15 protein-coding genes are annotated in these 13,576 nt (G+C 63.2%); 6 read left to right on the plus strand and 9 right to left on the minus strand.

The window, feature by feature from the left end:
* Positions 1-46: 46 nt before the first annotated feature.
* From U5A89_RS14200 to U5A89_RS14210, 3 genes are all read left to right on the plus strand, one after another.
* Entirely contained in the window at positions 47-1,045 is a 999-nt protein-coding gene (locus U5A89_RS14200) for a type II secretion system F family protein (protein WP_338163062.1), read from the plus strand.
* Positions 1,046-1,064: 19 nt separating this feature from the next.
* Positions 1,065-2,054 carry a type II secretion system F family protein gene (locus U5A89_RS14205; RefSeq protein ID WP_338161721.1) on the plus strand — a complete coding sequence of 330 codons (990 nt, stop codon included), beginning with the start codon at positions 1,065-1,067 and terminating at the stop codon, positions 2,052-2,054.
* 126 nt (positions 2,055-2,180) lie between these two features.
* The gene (locus U5A89_RS14210; protein ID WP_338161722.1) at positions 2,181-2,600 is read left to right on the plus strand and encodes a DUF2147 domain-containing protein; all 420 of its coding nucleotides are present in this window, start codon (positions 2,181-2,183) and stop codon (positions 2,598-2,600) included.
* A 71-nt stretch (positions 2,601-2,671) separates the two neighbouring features.
* Here U5A89_RS14210 and gpmA read toward each other — a convergent pair whose 3' ends face one another.
* Positions 2,672-3,358, minus strand: coding sequence for a 2,3-diphosphoglycerate-dependent phosphoglycerate mutase (gene gpmA / locus U5A89_RS14215; protein WP_338161723.1), 687 nt, complete (start codon positions 3,356-3,358; stop codon positions 2,672-2,674).
* A 153-nt stretch (positions 3,359-3,511) separates the two neighbouring features.
* On the opposite strand from gpmA, the gene sppA reads away from it, so the two are divergent.
* Positions 3,512-5,395: a signal peptide peptidase SppA gene (sppA, locus tag U5A89_RS14220; protein ID WP_338161724.1), complete on the plus strand. Its 1,884-nt coding sequence runs from the start codon at positions 3,512-3,514 to the stop codon at positions 5,393-5,395.
* A 167-nt stretch (positions 5,396-5,562) separates the two neighbouring features.
* On the opposite strand, the gene lptG is transcribed toward sppA, so the two are convergent.
* The gene (gene lptG, locus U5A89_RS14225; RefSeq protein ID WP_338161725.1) at positions 5,563-6,663 is read right to left on the minus strand and encodes an LPS export ABC transporter permease LptG; all 1,101 of its coding nucleotides are present in this window, start codon (positions 6,661-6,663) and stop codon (positions 5,563-5,565) included.
* Positions 6,664-6,666: 3 nt separating this feature from the next.
* On the minus strand, positions 6,667-7,875 hold the full coding sequence (lptF, locus tag U5A89_RS14230) for an LPS export ABC transporter permease LptF (protein ID WP_338161726.1): 1,209 nt from the start codon (positions 7,873-7,875) through the stop codon (positions 6,667-6,669).
* Positions 7,876-8,004: 129 nt separating this feature from the next.
* Between lptF and U5A89_RS14235 the strand changes: the two genes are divergently transcribed.
* Positions 8,005-8,499 (plus strand): DUF2141 domain-containing protein, encoded by a 495-nt coding sequence (locus tag U5A89_RS14235; RefSeq protein WP_338161727.1) that lies wholly within the window; start codon positions 8,005-8,007, stop codon positions 8,497-8,499.
* 9 nt (positions 8,500-8,508) lie between these two features.
* Positions 8,509-9,477: a diacylglycerol/lipid kinase family protein gene (locus tag U5A89_RS14240; RefSeq protein ID WP_338161728.1), complete on the plus strand. Its 969-nt coding sequence runs from the start codon at positions 8,509-8,511 to the stop codon at positions 9,475-9,477.
* 96 nt (positions 9,478-9,573) lie between these two features.
* Here the strand turns inward: U5A89_RS14240 and U5A89_RS14245 are convergent, their stop codons facing one another.
* The 6 genes from U5A89_RS14245 to bcp all read right to left on the minus strand — a co-directional run bounded on the left by U5A89_RS14245 (position 9,574) and on the right by bcp (position 13,575).
* Positions 9,574-10,092, minus strand: coding sequence for a DUF2239 family protein (locus tag U5A89_RS14245; protein ID WP_338161729.1), 519 nt, complete (start codon positions 10,090-10,092; stop codon positions 9,574-9,576).
* A gap of 64 nt (positions 10,093-10,156) precedes the next feature.
* Positions 10,157-10,933 carry an exodeoxyribonuclease III gene (xth, locus tag U5A89_RS14250; RefSeq protein ID WP_338161730.1) on the minus strand — a complete coding sequence of 259 codons (777 nt, stop codon included), beginning with the start codon at positions 10,931-10,933 and terminating at the stop codon, positions 10,157-10,159.
* A 132-nt stretch (positions 10,934-11,065) separates the two neighbouring features.
* Complete coding sequence (erpA, locus tag U5A89_RS14255) at positions 11,066-11,392, minus strand: iron-sulfur cluster insertion protein ErpA (RefSeq protein WP_338161731.1); 327 nt, start codon at positions 11,390-11,392, stop codon at positions 11,066-11,068.
* A 79-nt stretch (positions 11,393-11,471) separates the two neighbouring features.
* Positions 11,472-12,200, minus strand: a complete 729-nt coding sequence (locus U5A89_RS14260) for a M23 family metallopeptidase (RefSeq protein WP_338161732.1) — start codon at positions 12,198-12,200, stop codon at positions 11,472-11,474.
* Positions 12,201-12,307: 107 nt separating this feature from the next.
* Positions 12,308-13,117, minus strand: a complete 810-nt coding sequence (locus tag U5A89_RS14265) for a ferritin-like domain-containing protein (RefSeq protein WP_338161733.1) — start codon at positions 13,115-13,117, stop codon at positions 12,308-12,310.
* Complete coding sequence (bcp, locus tag U5A89_RS14270) at positions 13,114-13,575, minus strand: thioredoxin-dependent thiol peroxidase (protein WP_338161734.1); 462 nt, start codon at positions 13,573-13,575, stop codon at positions 13,114-13,116. Before bcp ends, U5A89_RS14265 begins: the two co-directional genes overlap by 4 nt.
* Position 13,576: the final 1 nt, after the last annotated feature.

Genomic DNA, 13,576 nt, shown 5'->3' on the forward strand with positions numbered 1-13,576 from the left:
GCCGCCCATGTTGGGCGGCGTCCTTTCCTATAAGACGGGCGACATGATGGACGGCAATTTCATCCTGATTATGGTGCTGATCGCGACCCTTTTCGGGTTGGCCGTCGTCGCGCTTGCTGGTCCCTCGCCGGACAAGGCGCGCAAGCGTCGCGTCGCGATGATCCGGGGTCGGCACAGCGAATCCGCCGAAGCGCTGCTGGAAGCGCGGATGCGCCGGGCGATTTCCAATCGCGCGACCGGCGTCGAAGCCAAGATGCTGGTATCGCTGATCCCGAACCCGGAAAATCTGACCAAGCGTCTGAAGATGACCGGCAAGAAGTGGACGCTCAGCCAGTATATGACGGGCAGCGCGATCATATTCCTGCTGCTGTCGGCGTTCCTGATGCTGCGCGGCTTCCCGTTCCTGTTCGCGATGATGGTCGGCCTGGCCGCAGGCCTGGGCCTGCCGCACTGGTGGGTGGGCCGCCTGATCAAGCAGCGGGTCAACAAATTCACCGTCAAATTCCCCGATGCGCTGGAACTGCTGACGCGCGGCCTGCGGTCCGGTCTGCCGATCGCCGAAACGCTGGGCATCGTATCGTCCGAAATTCCCGGCCCGGTGGGCGAAGAGTTCAAGCTGATCACCGAACGCATCAAGATCGGCCGCACCATGGAGCAGGCGCTTCAGGAAACGGCTGATCGGTTGGGCACCCCGGAATTCCAGTTCTTCGTCATCACCCTGGCCATTCAGCGGGAAACGGGCGGCAACTTGGCCGAAACCCTGTCCAACCTGGCAACCGTGCTGCGCCAGCGCGCGCAAATGAAGCTCAAGATCCGCGCCATGGCGTCCGAATCCAAGGCATCGGCCTATATCATCGGCTCCCTGCCTTTCCTGGTGTTCGGCATGATCAGCTACATCAACTTCAGCTATATGGCGCCATTCTACACGCCCGATCCGGCCGGCACCTTCGGGCTTAGCCTGATGCAGGTCGTGGGCATCGGCGGCATGTGCTGGATGGGGATCGGCGTCTTCATCATGGCCCAGATGATCAATTTCGAAATCTGATAGGGAAGGGATAAGAGATATGGACGCCCCTACCCCAGCCGGTACGCTTTTCGGCCTGACAGCGACCGATGTCGGCACGTTGCTCGCCGCGCTCGCCACCCTGGCTACGCTGTTCGCGCTCTATGCGGTCATGACCGTGCGCGATCCCATGGCCAAGCGCGTCAAGGCGCTGAACGACCGGCGCGAACAGTTGAAGGCGGGCATTACCGCATCGACCGCCAAGCGCCGCGCCAAACTGGTCCGCAAGAACCAGACGACCGACAATATGCGGTCCTTCCTGTCGAGCCTGAAAGTCTTGCAGGACGATCAGTTGAAGGACGCGCAGATCCGCCTGGCGCAGGCGGGTATCCGGTCGAAGGACTGGGCCGTCGCGGTCATTTTCGGCCGCATGATCCTGCCGATCGTGATCGGGGGCACGGCTGCGATCATGCTCTATGGCGTCGGCATCGAACCCGAATGGGGACCGTTGAAGCGCTTCTTCGCCTTCGCGATCGCGCTGCTGCTCGCCTACAAGGCGCCCGATATCTATATCGACAACAAGGTCGCCAAGCGGTCCGCCGCGATCCGCAAGGGGCTGCCCGACGCACTCGATCTGCTGGTGATCTGCGCCGAGGCCGGCCTGACCGTGGACGCCGCCTTCAACCGCGTGGCGCGCGAACTGGGCAAGGCCTATCCCGAACTGGGCGACGAGTTTCAGCTGACCGCGATCGAACTCAGCTTCCTGACCGAACGGCGCATGGCGTTCGAGAATCTCGCCACCCGCGTGAAGCTGGACGCGGTCAAGGGCGTGGTCACAACCATGATCCAGACCGAAAAATATGGCACGCCGCTGGCGTCCGCCTTGCGCGTGCTGTCCGCCGAATTCCGCCACGAACGCATGATGCGGGCTGAGGAAAAGGCCGCTCGCCTGCCCGCGATCATGACCGTGCCATTGATTCTCTTCATCCTGCCGACCCTGTTCGTCGTCATCCTGGGTCCGGCGGCCTGTTCGATCAGCACCGCCTTCTGAAAATGGCGCAGGAAGCATGGCGCTGCCGTAGCGTCGCGTGAAACGCCCGCCTGCCCTGCCTGAAAAAGGCTGTGGCAGGCGGGCTTTTTCATGCTTATCTCAGCGTCAAACAACGGAGTGGATCGCATGAAGCCAGCCCTTTTCGCCTTCGCAACCCTGACCGCCGCCTTCGCCGCCCTGCCCGCGCAGGCCGCCCAGCCCGTGACCGGACGCTGGGCGACGGTCGATGGCAAGGCGATCGTCCAGATCGCGCCGTGCGGCAAACATCTGTGCGGCAAGATCGAAAAGATCGTGAAGCCCACCCCCGGCCGCCCGCAGACCGACATCAAAAATCCCGATCCGGCCTTGCAATCGAAACCCCTGGTCGGGCTGGCGCTGTTGACCGGCTTTCAAGATGCTGGCGAACATTGGAAGGGGACGATCTACGATCCCGAAAGCGGCAAAAGCTATACGTCCAAGCTCAGCCGCAACGCCAATGGCACGTTAAAGGTGCAGGGTTGCATCGCCTTCTTCTGCAAGACGCAGACCTGGACGCCGATGCGGTAGCACGCCACGCACCTGCAAAAGCGAATGCGCGACGTCGATCCGTCACGCACAAGGTTCGCGCTTCCTGGCCCTTACCGTTCCGACAGATAATAGCGGTCGATGGCGCTCAGATCGTCGGCTAGTTCATAAACGATCGGCTGGCCCGTCGGGATTTCCAGATGGGTGATCTCATCATCGGGAATGTTCGACAGATGCTTCACCAGCGCGCGTAGCGAATTGCCGTGGGCGGAAATGAGGACGCGCTTGCCTGCCTTCAGGTCGGGCGCGATCGTCGCTTCCCAATAGGGCAGCACGCGGGCGATCGTATCCTTCAGGCTCTCGGTCGACGGGATAGCTATGCCATCATAGCGACGATCCTTCGACAGATCGAACTCACTGCCCGCTTCCAGCACCGGCGGCGGAATGTCGAAGCTGCGGCGCCAGATCTTGACCTGATCGTCGCCATGCTTGGCCGCCGTCTCCGCCTTGTTGAGGCCAGTCAGGCCACCATAATGCCGCTCATTGAGGCGCCAGTCCTTTTCGACCGGCAGCCAAAGCCGCCCCATTTCCTCGAGCGCCAGGTTCAGCGTCTTTATCGCGCGGGTCTGGAAACTGGTATAGCATTGGTCGAAATCCAGCCCCTTTTCCGCCATCAGGCGACCGGCGGCGCGGGCTTCTTCCGCGCCCTTTTCGGTCACATCCACGTCCCACCATCCGGTGAAGCGGTTTTCCAGATTCCATGACGACTGACCATGGCGGATGAGGACGAGAGTGGGCATTGGGCGCGTCTCCTGCACGATAACGGCGAATGATGCGCTTCCCATAACGCGCTAAATCGCACGCGCAAGCTTGTCGCCCGATAGGCGCGCCCCACATTGCAGTCGGCGCGTCCATCGGATAGCCACGCAGGGTCAACGGAAGGAAGCAGCAACTTGGCATTTTTGAAGGGCGCTTGGCGCATATTGGTCGCGATCAAGGACGGCCTCGTGCTGCTCTTCCTGCTGTTGTTCTTCGGCGCGCTTTATGCCGCCCTCTCCTATTCGCCCAAGCCGTCGCAAAGCGTCAGTGCAGGCGCGCTGCTGCTCGACCTGGACGGCAGCATCGTGGAACAGCCCGCCGAAGTAGGCGCGATGGCTCTGCTTTCCGGTTCCGGCCCGGACAGCAAGGAATATCGCCTGTCCGACATCGTCGCCGCGCTCGATGCGGCGAAGGGCGATGCCAAGGTCAAGGCCGTGGTCCTCAATCTCGACGGGTTTCTAGGCGGTGGTCAGGTCGCCATGGCGCGCGTGGGCAAGGCGATGGATGGCGTGCGCGCCGCGAAGAAGCCGGTCCTGGCCTATGCGTCGCTCTACAGCGACGATGGCTATCAACTCGCGGCCCATGCCAGCGAAGTGTGGAGCGACCCGATGGGCGGTGTTGCCATCGCAGGTCGGGGTGGGTCCAACCTCTATTATAAGGGGCTGATCGACAAGCTGGGCGTCAACACCCATGTCTATCGCGTCGGCACTTATAAGAGCTTCGTCGAACCCTTCACCCGCACCGAACAATCGCCCGAAGCCAAGCAGGCGAACCAGGCGCTGGCCGGGGCGCTGTGGCAGAATTGGCAGGACGATGTGACTAAGGCCCGGCCCAAGGCGAAGATCGCAGCCTATGCCGCCGATCCGCTCGCCGCGGTGCAAGCGACCGGCGGCGACATGGGCAAGGCTGCGCTAGCGTCCGACCTGGTCGACAAGCTGGGCGACGAAGCGGCTTTTGGCGAACGCGTCGCGCAGATTGCGGGCGAAGCCAGCAGCGACAAGGCCGGCAGTTTCGCCACGATCGACTTCGCCAGCTACGTCAAGGCGCGCAAGCCCGCCAATGACGGACAGATCGGCGTGCTGACGGTGGCGGGCGACATCGTGGATGGCGAGGCTGGCCCCGGCACGGCGGCGGGTGACACGATTTCCGACCTGCTACTGACCGCGCTCGATGAAAAATCGTTGAAGGCGCTGGTGGTCCGGGTCGATTCGCCGGGCGGCTCCGTCATGGCGTCGGAAAAGATACGCGGCGCCATCCTGAAGGCGAAGGCCGCCGGGCTGCCGATCGTCGTGTCCATGGGCAATGTCGCGGCCAGCGGCGGCTATTGGGTATCGACGCCTGCCGACATGATCTTTGCCGAGCCGGACACAATCACGGGATCGATCGGCGTATTCGGCATCATCCCCAGCTTCGAAGGAACGCTGGCGAAGATGGGCATCACCACCGACGGGGTTCGCACCACGCCGCTGTCCGGCCAGCCAGACGTGACCGGCGGCACCACGCCGCAATTCGACCAGATCATGCAGTTGGGTGTCGAGGATATCTACCGCCGCTTCGTCGGCCTGGTCGCAAAGTCACGCCGCAAGACGCCGCAGGCGATCGACGCCATCGCCCAGGGGCGCGTCTGGGACGGCGGCACCGCGCGGCAGATCGGCCTGGTCGATCGTTTCGGCGGGCTGGAGGACGCCATCGCCGAAGCCGCACGCCGGGCGAAGATCGATCCGGCCACGGCGCGGGCTTATTATATCGAAAAGCAGCCCGACACCTTCGCCGCCTTCCTCCAGTCGATCGCCGATCGCGAGCAGAGCGATGCCAATGCGCCGCGCGACATGCTTGCGCGGCAGGCGCTGGTGCAACGCGGCTGGGCGATGCAGGCGGTGGCGGACGTCAAGGCGCTGGTCATGGGCGCAGGCGTCCGCGCCGACTGTCTGGAATGCCGCGGCTATGGCGCGCCCAAGGCTGGGAACGCCACAGATGACCATAGCCTGCTGGCGATGCTTGCGAGATTGTGGGGGTAAGATGCTGGCAACAGGCCCTGATATTATTTCAGTTGCCCGTTGAAACCCTATTTCTCGTACTTATATCGGGTTTGTTCTGGTCTCTTTCCCCTCCCCCTATGAGGATCGGAACGCTCCCTGTGGAAGGCCCCGTGCGACACCCCTTGGTCGCCGGGGCCTTTTCCTTGTCACTCCTCGGTGCGGAAGAGCACCGTTTCCCCGACCAGCAGGAACAGGAAGAAGGGCGCCCAGGCCGCCAGGACTGGAGGATATGCGCCCAGACTGCCCATCGCGAGCGAGAAATTGTCGGCGACGAAATAGGCAAAGCCCAGCGCCATGCCCAATACCGCGCGCATGAACAGCTGGCCCGATCGCGCCAGGCCGAACGCGGCGACCGACCCTAGGATCGGCATCAGCAAAGCCGACAATGGTCCCGACAGCTTGTGCCACAGGCTGCCTTCCAGTTCGGCGGTGGGGCGACCCGCGTCGTGCAGGTCCGATATCGCGGCCTCCAACTCGCGGAAGGTCAGCGCGTCGGGATCGACCTTCGCCAGGGTGAACTGGTCGGGCCGGATGTCGCGGCCGAACCGGACGGTGCCGACATTGCGCACGGTGCCGCGCGCCACGTCGAACTGGCGCGCGTCTTCCAGCAGCCAGCTTTTGCTGGCGGCGTCGTAACGGCCCTTGGGCGCCTGCACGATGGTCGTCAGGCTGTTGTTGACTCGGTTATAGATCTGGACCCGGCGCAACTGCACCTGCGTGCCGCGTCCCGCCACGATGGCGGCGTTGACCAGATTATTTCCGTCGCGCACCCAGGGGTTGCTCTTGACCCCGCTGTCGCGCGGGATGGGTCCATAGTCCACCGCCTGCCACGCGCTGAGCGCTGCGGTCGAGCGGACGACGATCCGTTCGTTGAATATGAAGCTGATGGCCGAAACGCCCAGCGCGGTCGCGATCAGCGGTGCAAGGATCTGATGCGCGGACAGGCCCGCCGCCTTCATCGAGATGATTTCGCTATTCTGGTTGAGCGTCGCCAGCATCACCAGCGTACCGAGCAGCACCGAGAAGGGCAGGAACCGCGCGACGATCTGCGGCACGCGCAGGCCGACATAGTGCCACAATTGCGGATCGCCATTGCCGGGATAGGACAGCACGTCGCTGCTATTGCCGAGCAGGTCGAGCGTCTGGAGCACGACCACCAGTAGCGCCAGCACCGCGAAGGTCCGGGTCAGGAACAGGCGTGCCATATACCAGCTGATCTGGCGTGAGGGGAAGAAATTAAACTGCATGGGTCAGGCCGCCTCTTCCGAAACAGGTTTGCGTCGGCCAAAGCGCAACAGACGGACGATCTGCTTGCCTAGTTTGGAGAAGGCGACTTCCAGCGCGCCGATCGGCTGACCGCCCGGACGGTTGGCAATCACATGATACATCCACAGCACCAGACCCGATGCGAGCAGGAACGGTCCCCATAGCGCGATGATCGGATCGACCTTCCCCAGCGCGCCGATGCCTTCGCCATATTGATTGATCTTGTGATAGGTCACGATGAACACGATCGACAGGAAGACGCCCAGCGCCGATGTCGATCGTTTGGGCGGGATCGCGAAGGCGAGCGCGGCAAGCGGCAGCAGGAACATGAAGACCACCTCGACCATGCGGAAGTGGAAATTGGCGCGCACCTCGTCCTTCAGCTTTTGCGGTGTCGCGGGGTTCTTGCCGATCACCATCAGTTCGGGAATCGTCTTTTCACGATCGACGTCGCGGCCGCGGAAATTCTCGATCTGCGGCAGGTCGATCGGCAGGTCGTGGCTGGAGAAGGAGAGGATGCGGGGCGTCTTATATTTGGGCGCGTCGTTCACCAGCACGCCGTTGCGCAGGCGAAAGATGATGACGTCGGGATCGTCGGTGGCAAGGAAGGTGCCCTGCGCCGCCGTGACCGCGACCGACTGACCATCGCGGCTGACCGCGCGGACGAAAATGCCCTGCAGGTTGCGGCCTTCGTCCAGGCTGCGTTCGATCCGCATGGTCATGCGCTTGCCCAGATTGGTGAACTCGCCGACCTTGATCGATGCGCCCAGCGCGCCGGAACGCAGTTCGAACCGCAGCGCTTCATAGGCGTGGCGGGACAGCGGCTGGACGAAGCCGACGATGCCGAAGTTGAGCAACGCCAGCGCGATCGCATACATATAGGGCACGCGCAGCAACCGGCCGTAAGACAGGCCGACTGCGCGCATCACGTCCAGTTCGGATGACAAGGCGAGTTTGCGGAAGGCGAGCAGGATGCCGAGCATCAGGCCGATCGGGATACCGAGCGATAGATATTCGGGCAGCATATTGGCGAGCATCCGCCACACGACGCTGACCGGCCCCCCTTCCGCCGCGACGAAATCGAACAGGCTGAGCATCTTGTCGAGCACCAGCAGCATCGCGGCGATCACCAGCGTACCCAGCATGGGCACCGCGATCAGGCGGGCGAGATAACGATCGGTGGCGGTCAGCATTCTCTAAGTCGTCGTCCCATCACCATGTTTTGGCCGCAAACCCCGCCCATATGCGAGTCAGTATAAAAGCGGGGCGAACAGGGGCCTGCCGTCCGGTTCATATCGGCGGCTATAGCTTCCAGGAGTTTGATGGTCATGGTAAAAGTTGCAATGGGTCTGATGTCGGTGGCGGCGATGATCGCTGCGGTCCCGGCAATGGCCCATGGCGAGGAAATCGCGAACGACCTGGGCCGGTGCGAAAGCGCCGCCAAAGGCCCGGCCGTGCTGGTCGATGTGCGGGGTTTCGTCGCGTCCACCGGCAAGGTTCGCATTCAATCCTACCCCGCCACCAAGACCGCCTGGCTGACCAAGGGCGAATGGCTCAACCGTATCGACAGTGCGGTGCGACCCGCCAATGGCGCCATGCGATTTTGCGTGCCGGTGCCGGGTCCGGGCAAATATGGCATCGCCGTGCGGCACGACCGCGACGGCAATGGCAAGACGGACATTTCGCGGGACGGCGGCGGTTTTTCCAACAATCCGTCGATCAGCATCTTCAACCTGGGCAAGCCAGGCGTCGAAAAAGCGGCCTTCTATGCCGGGCCGGGCGTGACGAAAATCACGATCAACCTCCAATATATGTGATCGAAACCCATGGTCTGCGTCGCGCTCCTGTCCAATCCGAAGTCCACGGGCAACCGGCAGACCCTTCCGCTCGTGCGCAGCTATTGCGCCAGCAACCCCGACATCTTTCACTATGAAGTGGAGCATGTCGATCAGATCGGCCGGGCGTTTCAGACGATCGCCCGCGTCGATCCCACCGTCATCGTCATCAATGGCGGCGACGGCACGGTGCAGGCGTCGCTGACCGAACTGTATCAGGGCGAACATTTCAAGGGCCGGGTGCCGCCGATCGCGGTGCTGCCCAATGGCAAGACCAACCTCATCGCGCTCGACCTTGGCATCCATGGCGACCCGATCAAGGCGCTGGAGCGGATCGTGGAGATTGCCAAGGCGGGCGTTGATGCGCATGTCGTTGCGCGTGAGTTGATCGCCCTGTCCGATGGCGCGGTGGGCAGTCGCCCGGTGCTGGGCATGTTCCTGGGCGGCGCGGGACTGGCCGATTATATGCTCTATTGCCGCAACCAGATTTATCCGCTGGGCCTGTCCAATGGCCTGAGCCATGTGATCACCGCGCTGGCGGTCGTGTTTTCGCTGCTGTTCGGCATCCGCGCCAAATTCCTGCCGCCGTCGGGCAATCCGGTGCGCATATCGCTGATCCGCGACGGGCAGTTGGTGGGGCGTTTCGCCGTGTTGATCGTCACGACGCTGGAGCGACTGCTGCTGGGCGTGGATCCGGGCGACAGCCGAAGCGGTAATATGAAGCTGATGGCTGTGGACCAGAACCTGCCCGCCCTGCTGCGCCTGGTGTGGGCCAGCCTGTTCAAGCGGGTGGGCAAGCATAAGATGCACGGCATCCATCTGGAACAGGGCGATACGATCCGTATCGAGGGGGACCGCAGCAGCGTGATCCTGGACGGCGAATTGTTCGAAGCGTCGGAAGGCAAGCCGATCGTGCTGCGATCAACCCAGCCGGTGCCGTTTTTACGGTTGGCGGCTTAACATAGTCTGCGTCCGTTCGCCCTGAGCCTGTCGAAGGGCCGCTTCTTAAGGAAGAGCAGGGCTTCGACAGGCTCAGCCCGAACGGTTTGAGATGTCTTACAGGAACGCCGGCCCCGCCAGTGCGCGGGCGTGGTCGCGGATGCCGGATGGCCAGTCCTGAGACAGCGAGTTGAACAATTGCGCGTCCTTCGCGAAGAGGGCGCGGATCGCCGCTTCATAGCCGGGCCGGTCGCCCGCCATGGCGGTCATGAAATGATAGGCCGCGTCCATCGCGGCGCGGGGGCTGGGTTGTTCGGCGTCGGCCTTGCGCGCGGCCTCGACCAGTCGGCGCACCGTGGCCGACGCGCCGCCGGACTGAGTGGCGAGCCAGTCCCAATGCCGGGGGAGCAGCGTGATTTCGCGCGGTTGCACACCCAACTTGGGGCGGCCCCTGCCCCGTGGCGCTTCGACCGCGGGGCCACGCAGGTCGATATCGACCTGACGACCGCTGGCGTCGTCGAACAGCAGGACGGCCTGCGCCTCATTCCCCATGGCGCTGAGCGCCGCGCGTATCTCGCCTTCATCGCCCGTGGCGATCCACAGGTCGCCAGCGAAAGCCGTCAATGTCCGTTCCATGCCGAATCTCCTTCGACACGGCTATTATTACCCGGATTTAATTCAGTCAATATTATCCGGGTAATTATTCGGCGCGTAGTTCCACCCAGGTCGGCGCATGGTCGCTCGCCTTTTCCCGGCCGCGAAATTCCTTATCCACCTGCGCGTCGATCAAGCGGTCGGCGGCGGCGGGGCTGAGCAGCAAATGGTCGATGCGGAAGCCCGCGTCGCGCGGCCAGCTGTTCGCCTGATAGTCCCAGAAAGTCCAAACCCCGCCGGCCGGATGGCGGCTGAGGATCGCGTCGGTCCAGCCATCACCCAGCAAGCGGCGATAGGCGGCGCGGCTTTCCGGCTGCATCAGCGCGTCATCCTGCATCGCCTTGACCGAGAAAGTGTCGACGTCGCGTGGGATGACATTATAGTCGCCTGCCAGGATCGCGGGGACTTCCTCCGCCCAGACTTGCGCGGCCCGCTCGCGCAGGCGCTGCATCCAGCGCAGTTTATAGTCGAATTTCGGGCCGGGCTGCGGATTGCCGTTGGGCAGGTAGATGGATGCAACGCGCACGCCCTTCACGTCCGCTTCGAGATAACGGCTATGTTCGTCCTCCGGCTCGCCCGCCAGTCCTCGCTGCACCTCCACCGGGGTTTCGCCGCGGGCGAGGATCGCGACGCCGTTGAAACCCTTTTGTCCGTGCCAGATGACGCCATAGCCAGCGTCTTCGATATCCTTGACCGGGAAGGTTTCGTCGCTGGTCTTGATTTCCTGAAGGCAGGCGATGTCAGGGCGCGTTTCGTCCAGCCATTCCAGCAGGCGGGGCAGTCGCGCCTTGATGCCATTGATGTTGAAGGTGGCGATGCGCATGGCTGGCAATCCGTTTCAATTCTTATCTTACTGACCTGCCCATAGCATGAAATATGCTCCCGCGAAGGCGGGAGCCTAGCCCCGAATGCCGAACTGGGCTCCCGCCTTCGCGGGAGCACGTCACTCAGACAATCACACCGAAAAGCTGGTGCCGCAGCCGCAACCGGCGGTGGCGTTAGGGTTCGTCACCTTGAACGCCGCGCCGCCGAGATCGGAGACGAAATCGACAGCGGAACCGCGTACCAGGTCCAGGCTGACGTCATCGACCACCAGGGTGACGCCATCGCGTTCGACGGACAAATCCTCCGCCTCGACAGCATCGGCCAGACCGAAGCGATATTGGAAGCCGGAACAGCCGCCCCCCTCCACGGCCAGCCGCAGGATCGCAGGTTTGCCCTGCTTGGCGGCGATCGCGGCGACGCGCGCAGCGGCGGAAGGGGTGAGATCGATGTCGGCCATGCTACCTAGATAGGGTCAAGCAAAAGGCCCGGCAACCCATAGGGTGCCGGGCCTTTGCGAAATGCGAGCAATAGCGCGATCAGTCGGCGGCTTTTTCTTCCGCCTTGGTCGGGCCGCCCATGGCGAGCGGCGGCTTGGTGTTCATGGCCACCAGATAGTCGGGACCGGCGACGAAGGGCAGCGGGTTGATGGCGGCGCCATCGACGCGGACTTCATAATGGAGGTGGCTGCCGGTGGAGCGGCCGGTCGATCCCATCAGACCGATGATCTGGCCGCGCTTCACATAGGAGTTTTCAGCGACCAGCAGCTTCGACATATGGCCGTAGCGCGTTTCCATGCCGCTGCCGTGCGAAATCTGGACGAGGTTGCCATAGCCGCTGGCCCAGCCCGCGCGGCTGATGATGCCGTCTGCGGTCGCGTGGATCGGCGTGCCGATGGGACCGGGAATGTCGATGCCTTTGTGCATGCGGGCGCTGCGGTTGAAGGGGTCGGAACGGACGCCGAAGTTGGAGGTCAGGCTCAGCTTTTCGACCGGACGGCCCGACGGGATATAGGCGGCGGTCTTGGCGTTGCCGTCCAGGCGCTGGAGGCTGGAGAAGAGGTTGGAGAAACCGACGTCGGACGGGCCAAGCGCGCTGGTGTTGATTTCCGACGCGTCGCCATAGGGATCGTCGGTTTCGGTGGCGCGTGCCGGGGCGGTTGCGCAGAGCGCGCCGACAATCCCGATGCTACCGAAAATCTTCGCCGCCTTGCAAGCTGACTGGAACCAATGTGAGTTACGCGAATTGACCGTTAGAAGAACCGACATGCAGACCCCGACTATGTCACCGGAGGCTTGATGCCCCTCGGCGCTTCCCGTGTTAACTTTTTGGCGACCTGGATCGCCCCCGCCGAATGCAGACTGCAAATCGCGCGTCATGTTGCAAGCGCGGCGTAGAATTCTTCCGTCAGACCGGCCTGTCGACGCGCTGAGTTGTTGAACGGTGGCTTAACGCTACCCTTAAAGCGGCGTTTCACAAGCATTTGGTAATGATTGGCGGGGTCCAGCCCCAATCGGTTCGTCGCCGCGGCGAACCATATCGTCCCCGCCGCGACATGGCGAATCTCGTCCACCATGATGCGTCGCAGCAAGCGACCGGACGCTATGTCGCCAACGCTTTCGAACCGCTCGATCGTCGCCGGCGTGATGTCCAAGGCGCGTGCCTCCAGCACCATCGGCACGATCGCGAGCCGGGCCAGCACGTCGTCGGCCGTTTCGCTGGCCGCCTGCCATAGGCCGTCATGGGCGGGTAACGCCCCATAATGGCTGTCAAGCTGAACCAAGCGGCGTTCGAGCAACGCGAAATGCATCGCTTCTTCCGCGCCGACCTGCATCCATTCGTCGGTGAAGGCGGCCGGAAATCCGCTGCCAAAGCGGCCGATCAAGTCGAAGGCCAGATCGATCGCAACAAACTCGATATGCGCGATCGCATGGAGCATGGCGATGCGCGCGCGGTCCGACCCGATCTTGCCGCGCCGGGGCATCTGCGCGGGCGGCAATAATATAGGCGTTGCGGGGCGCGCGGGCACATCCGGCATCGCGCTGTCGAAGCGATGCGCCAGTCGGCCCAGCCGCCATGCGCGCGCCACGGCGCGTGCGGCCATCAGCTTGTCACGCGGATCGGGCGTGCGCAGCACATGCGCGCAAGCCGCGCCCACGCTGGTGACGTCAACGGGCAGGATCAAAGCGCCTGCACCGCCTCCAGCACATCGGCGGCATGGCCCTTGACCTTTACCTTGGGCCAGACGCGCTGGATCGTACCGTCCGCGCCGACCAGGAAGGTCGCCCGTTCGATGCCCATATATTTGCGGCCATAAAGCGATTTTTCGACCCAGGTGCCGAACGCCTCACACACAGCGCCGGATTCGTCGGACGCCAGGATGACGCGCAGGCCGTATTTGTCGGCGAATTTCTTGAGCTTGGCGGGCTTGTCCTTGGAAATGCCAACGACCGGCACGCCAATCTTCGCGAAATCGTCGGCCAGGGCGGTGAAATCCTTCGCTTCGTTGGTGCAGCCGGGCGTGTCCGCTTTGGGATAGAAATAAACGACCAGCGGCTTGCCCAGATAGGCGTCCAGCGTGAAGTCCACGCCCTCTGCATCGGCCAGCGTCACGGCGGGGACGGACATACCCTGTTCCAGCATC

This window comes from Sphingobium sp. HWE2-09 (genome assembly GCF_035989265.1).
GTDB lineage: Bacteria > Pseudomonadota > Alphaproteobacteria > Sphingomonadales > Sphingomonadaceae > Sphingobium.

Excerpts from the sequence above, each read along its gene's own strand:
- U5A89_RS14200 (WP_338163062.1), top strand. The coding sequence starts at position 47 with ATGGACGGCAATTTCATCCTGATTATGGTGCTGATCGCGACCCTTTTC.
- U5A89_RS14205 (WP_338161721.1), top strand. The coding sequence starts at position 1,065 with ATGGACGCCCCTACCCCAGCCGGTACGCTTTTCGGCCTGACAGCGACC.
- U5A89_RS14210 (WP_338161722.1), top strand. The coding sequence starts at position 2,181 with ATGAAGCCAGCCCTTTTCGCCTTCGCAACCCTGACCGCCGCCTTCGCC.
- gpmA (WP_338161723.1), bottom strand. The coding sequence starts at position 3,358 with ATGCCCACTCTCGTCCTCATCCGCCATGGTCAGTCGTCATGGAATCTG.
- lptG (WP_338161725.1), bottom strand. The coding sequence starts at position 6,663 with ATGCAGTTTAATTTCTTCCCCTCACGCCAGATCAGCTGGTATATGGCA.
- lptF (WP_338161726.1), bottom strand. The coding sequence starts at position 7,875 with ATGCTGACCGCCACCGATCGTTATCTCGCCCGCCTGATCGCGGTGCCC.
- U5A89_RS14235 (WP_338161727.1), top strand. The coding sequence starts at position 8,005 with ATGGTCATGGTAAAAGTTGCAATGGGTCTGATGTCGGTGGCGGCGATG.
- U5A89_RS14240 (WP_338161728.1), top strand. The coding sequence starts at position 8,509 with ATGGTCTGCGTCGCGCTCCTGTCCAATCCGAAGTCCACGGGCAACCGG.
- U5A89_RS14245 (WP_338161729.1), bottom strand. The coding sequence starts at position 10,092 with ATGGAACGGACATTGACGGCTTTCGCTGGCGACCTGTGGATCGCCACG.
- xth (WP_338161730.1), bottom strand. The coding sequence starts at position 10,933 with ATGCGCATCGCCACCTTCAACATCAATGGCATCAAGGCGCGACTGCCC.
- erpA (WP_338161731.1), bottom strand. The coding sequence starts at position 11,392 with ATGGCCGACATCGATCTCACCCCTTCCGCCGCTGCGCGCGTCGCCGCG.
- U5A89_RS14260 (WP_338161732.1), bottom strand. The coding sequence starts at position 12,200 with ATGTCGGTTCTTCTAACGGTCAATTCGCGTAACTCACATTGGTTCCAG.
- bcp (WP_338161734.1), bottom strand. The coding sequence starts at position 13,575 with ATGCTGGAACAGGGTATGTCCGTCCCCGCCGTGACGCTGGCCGATGCA.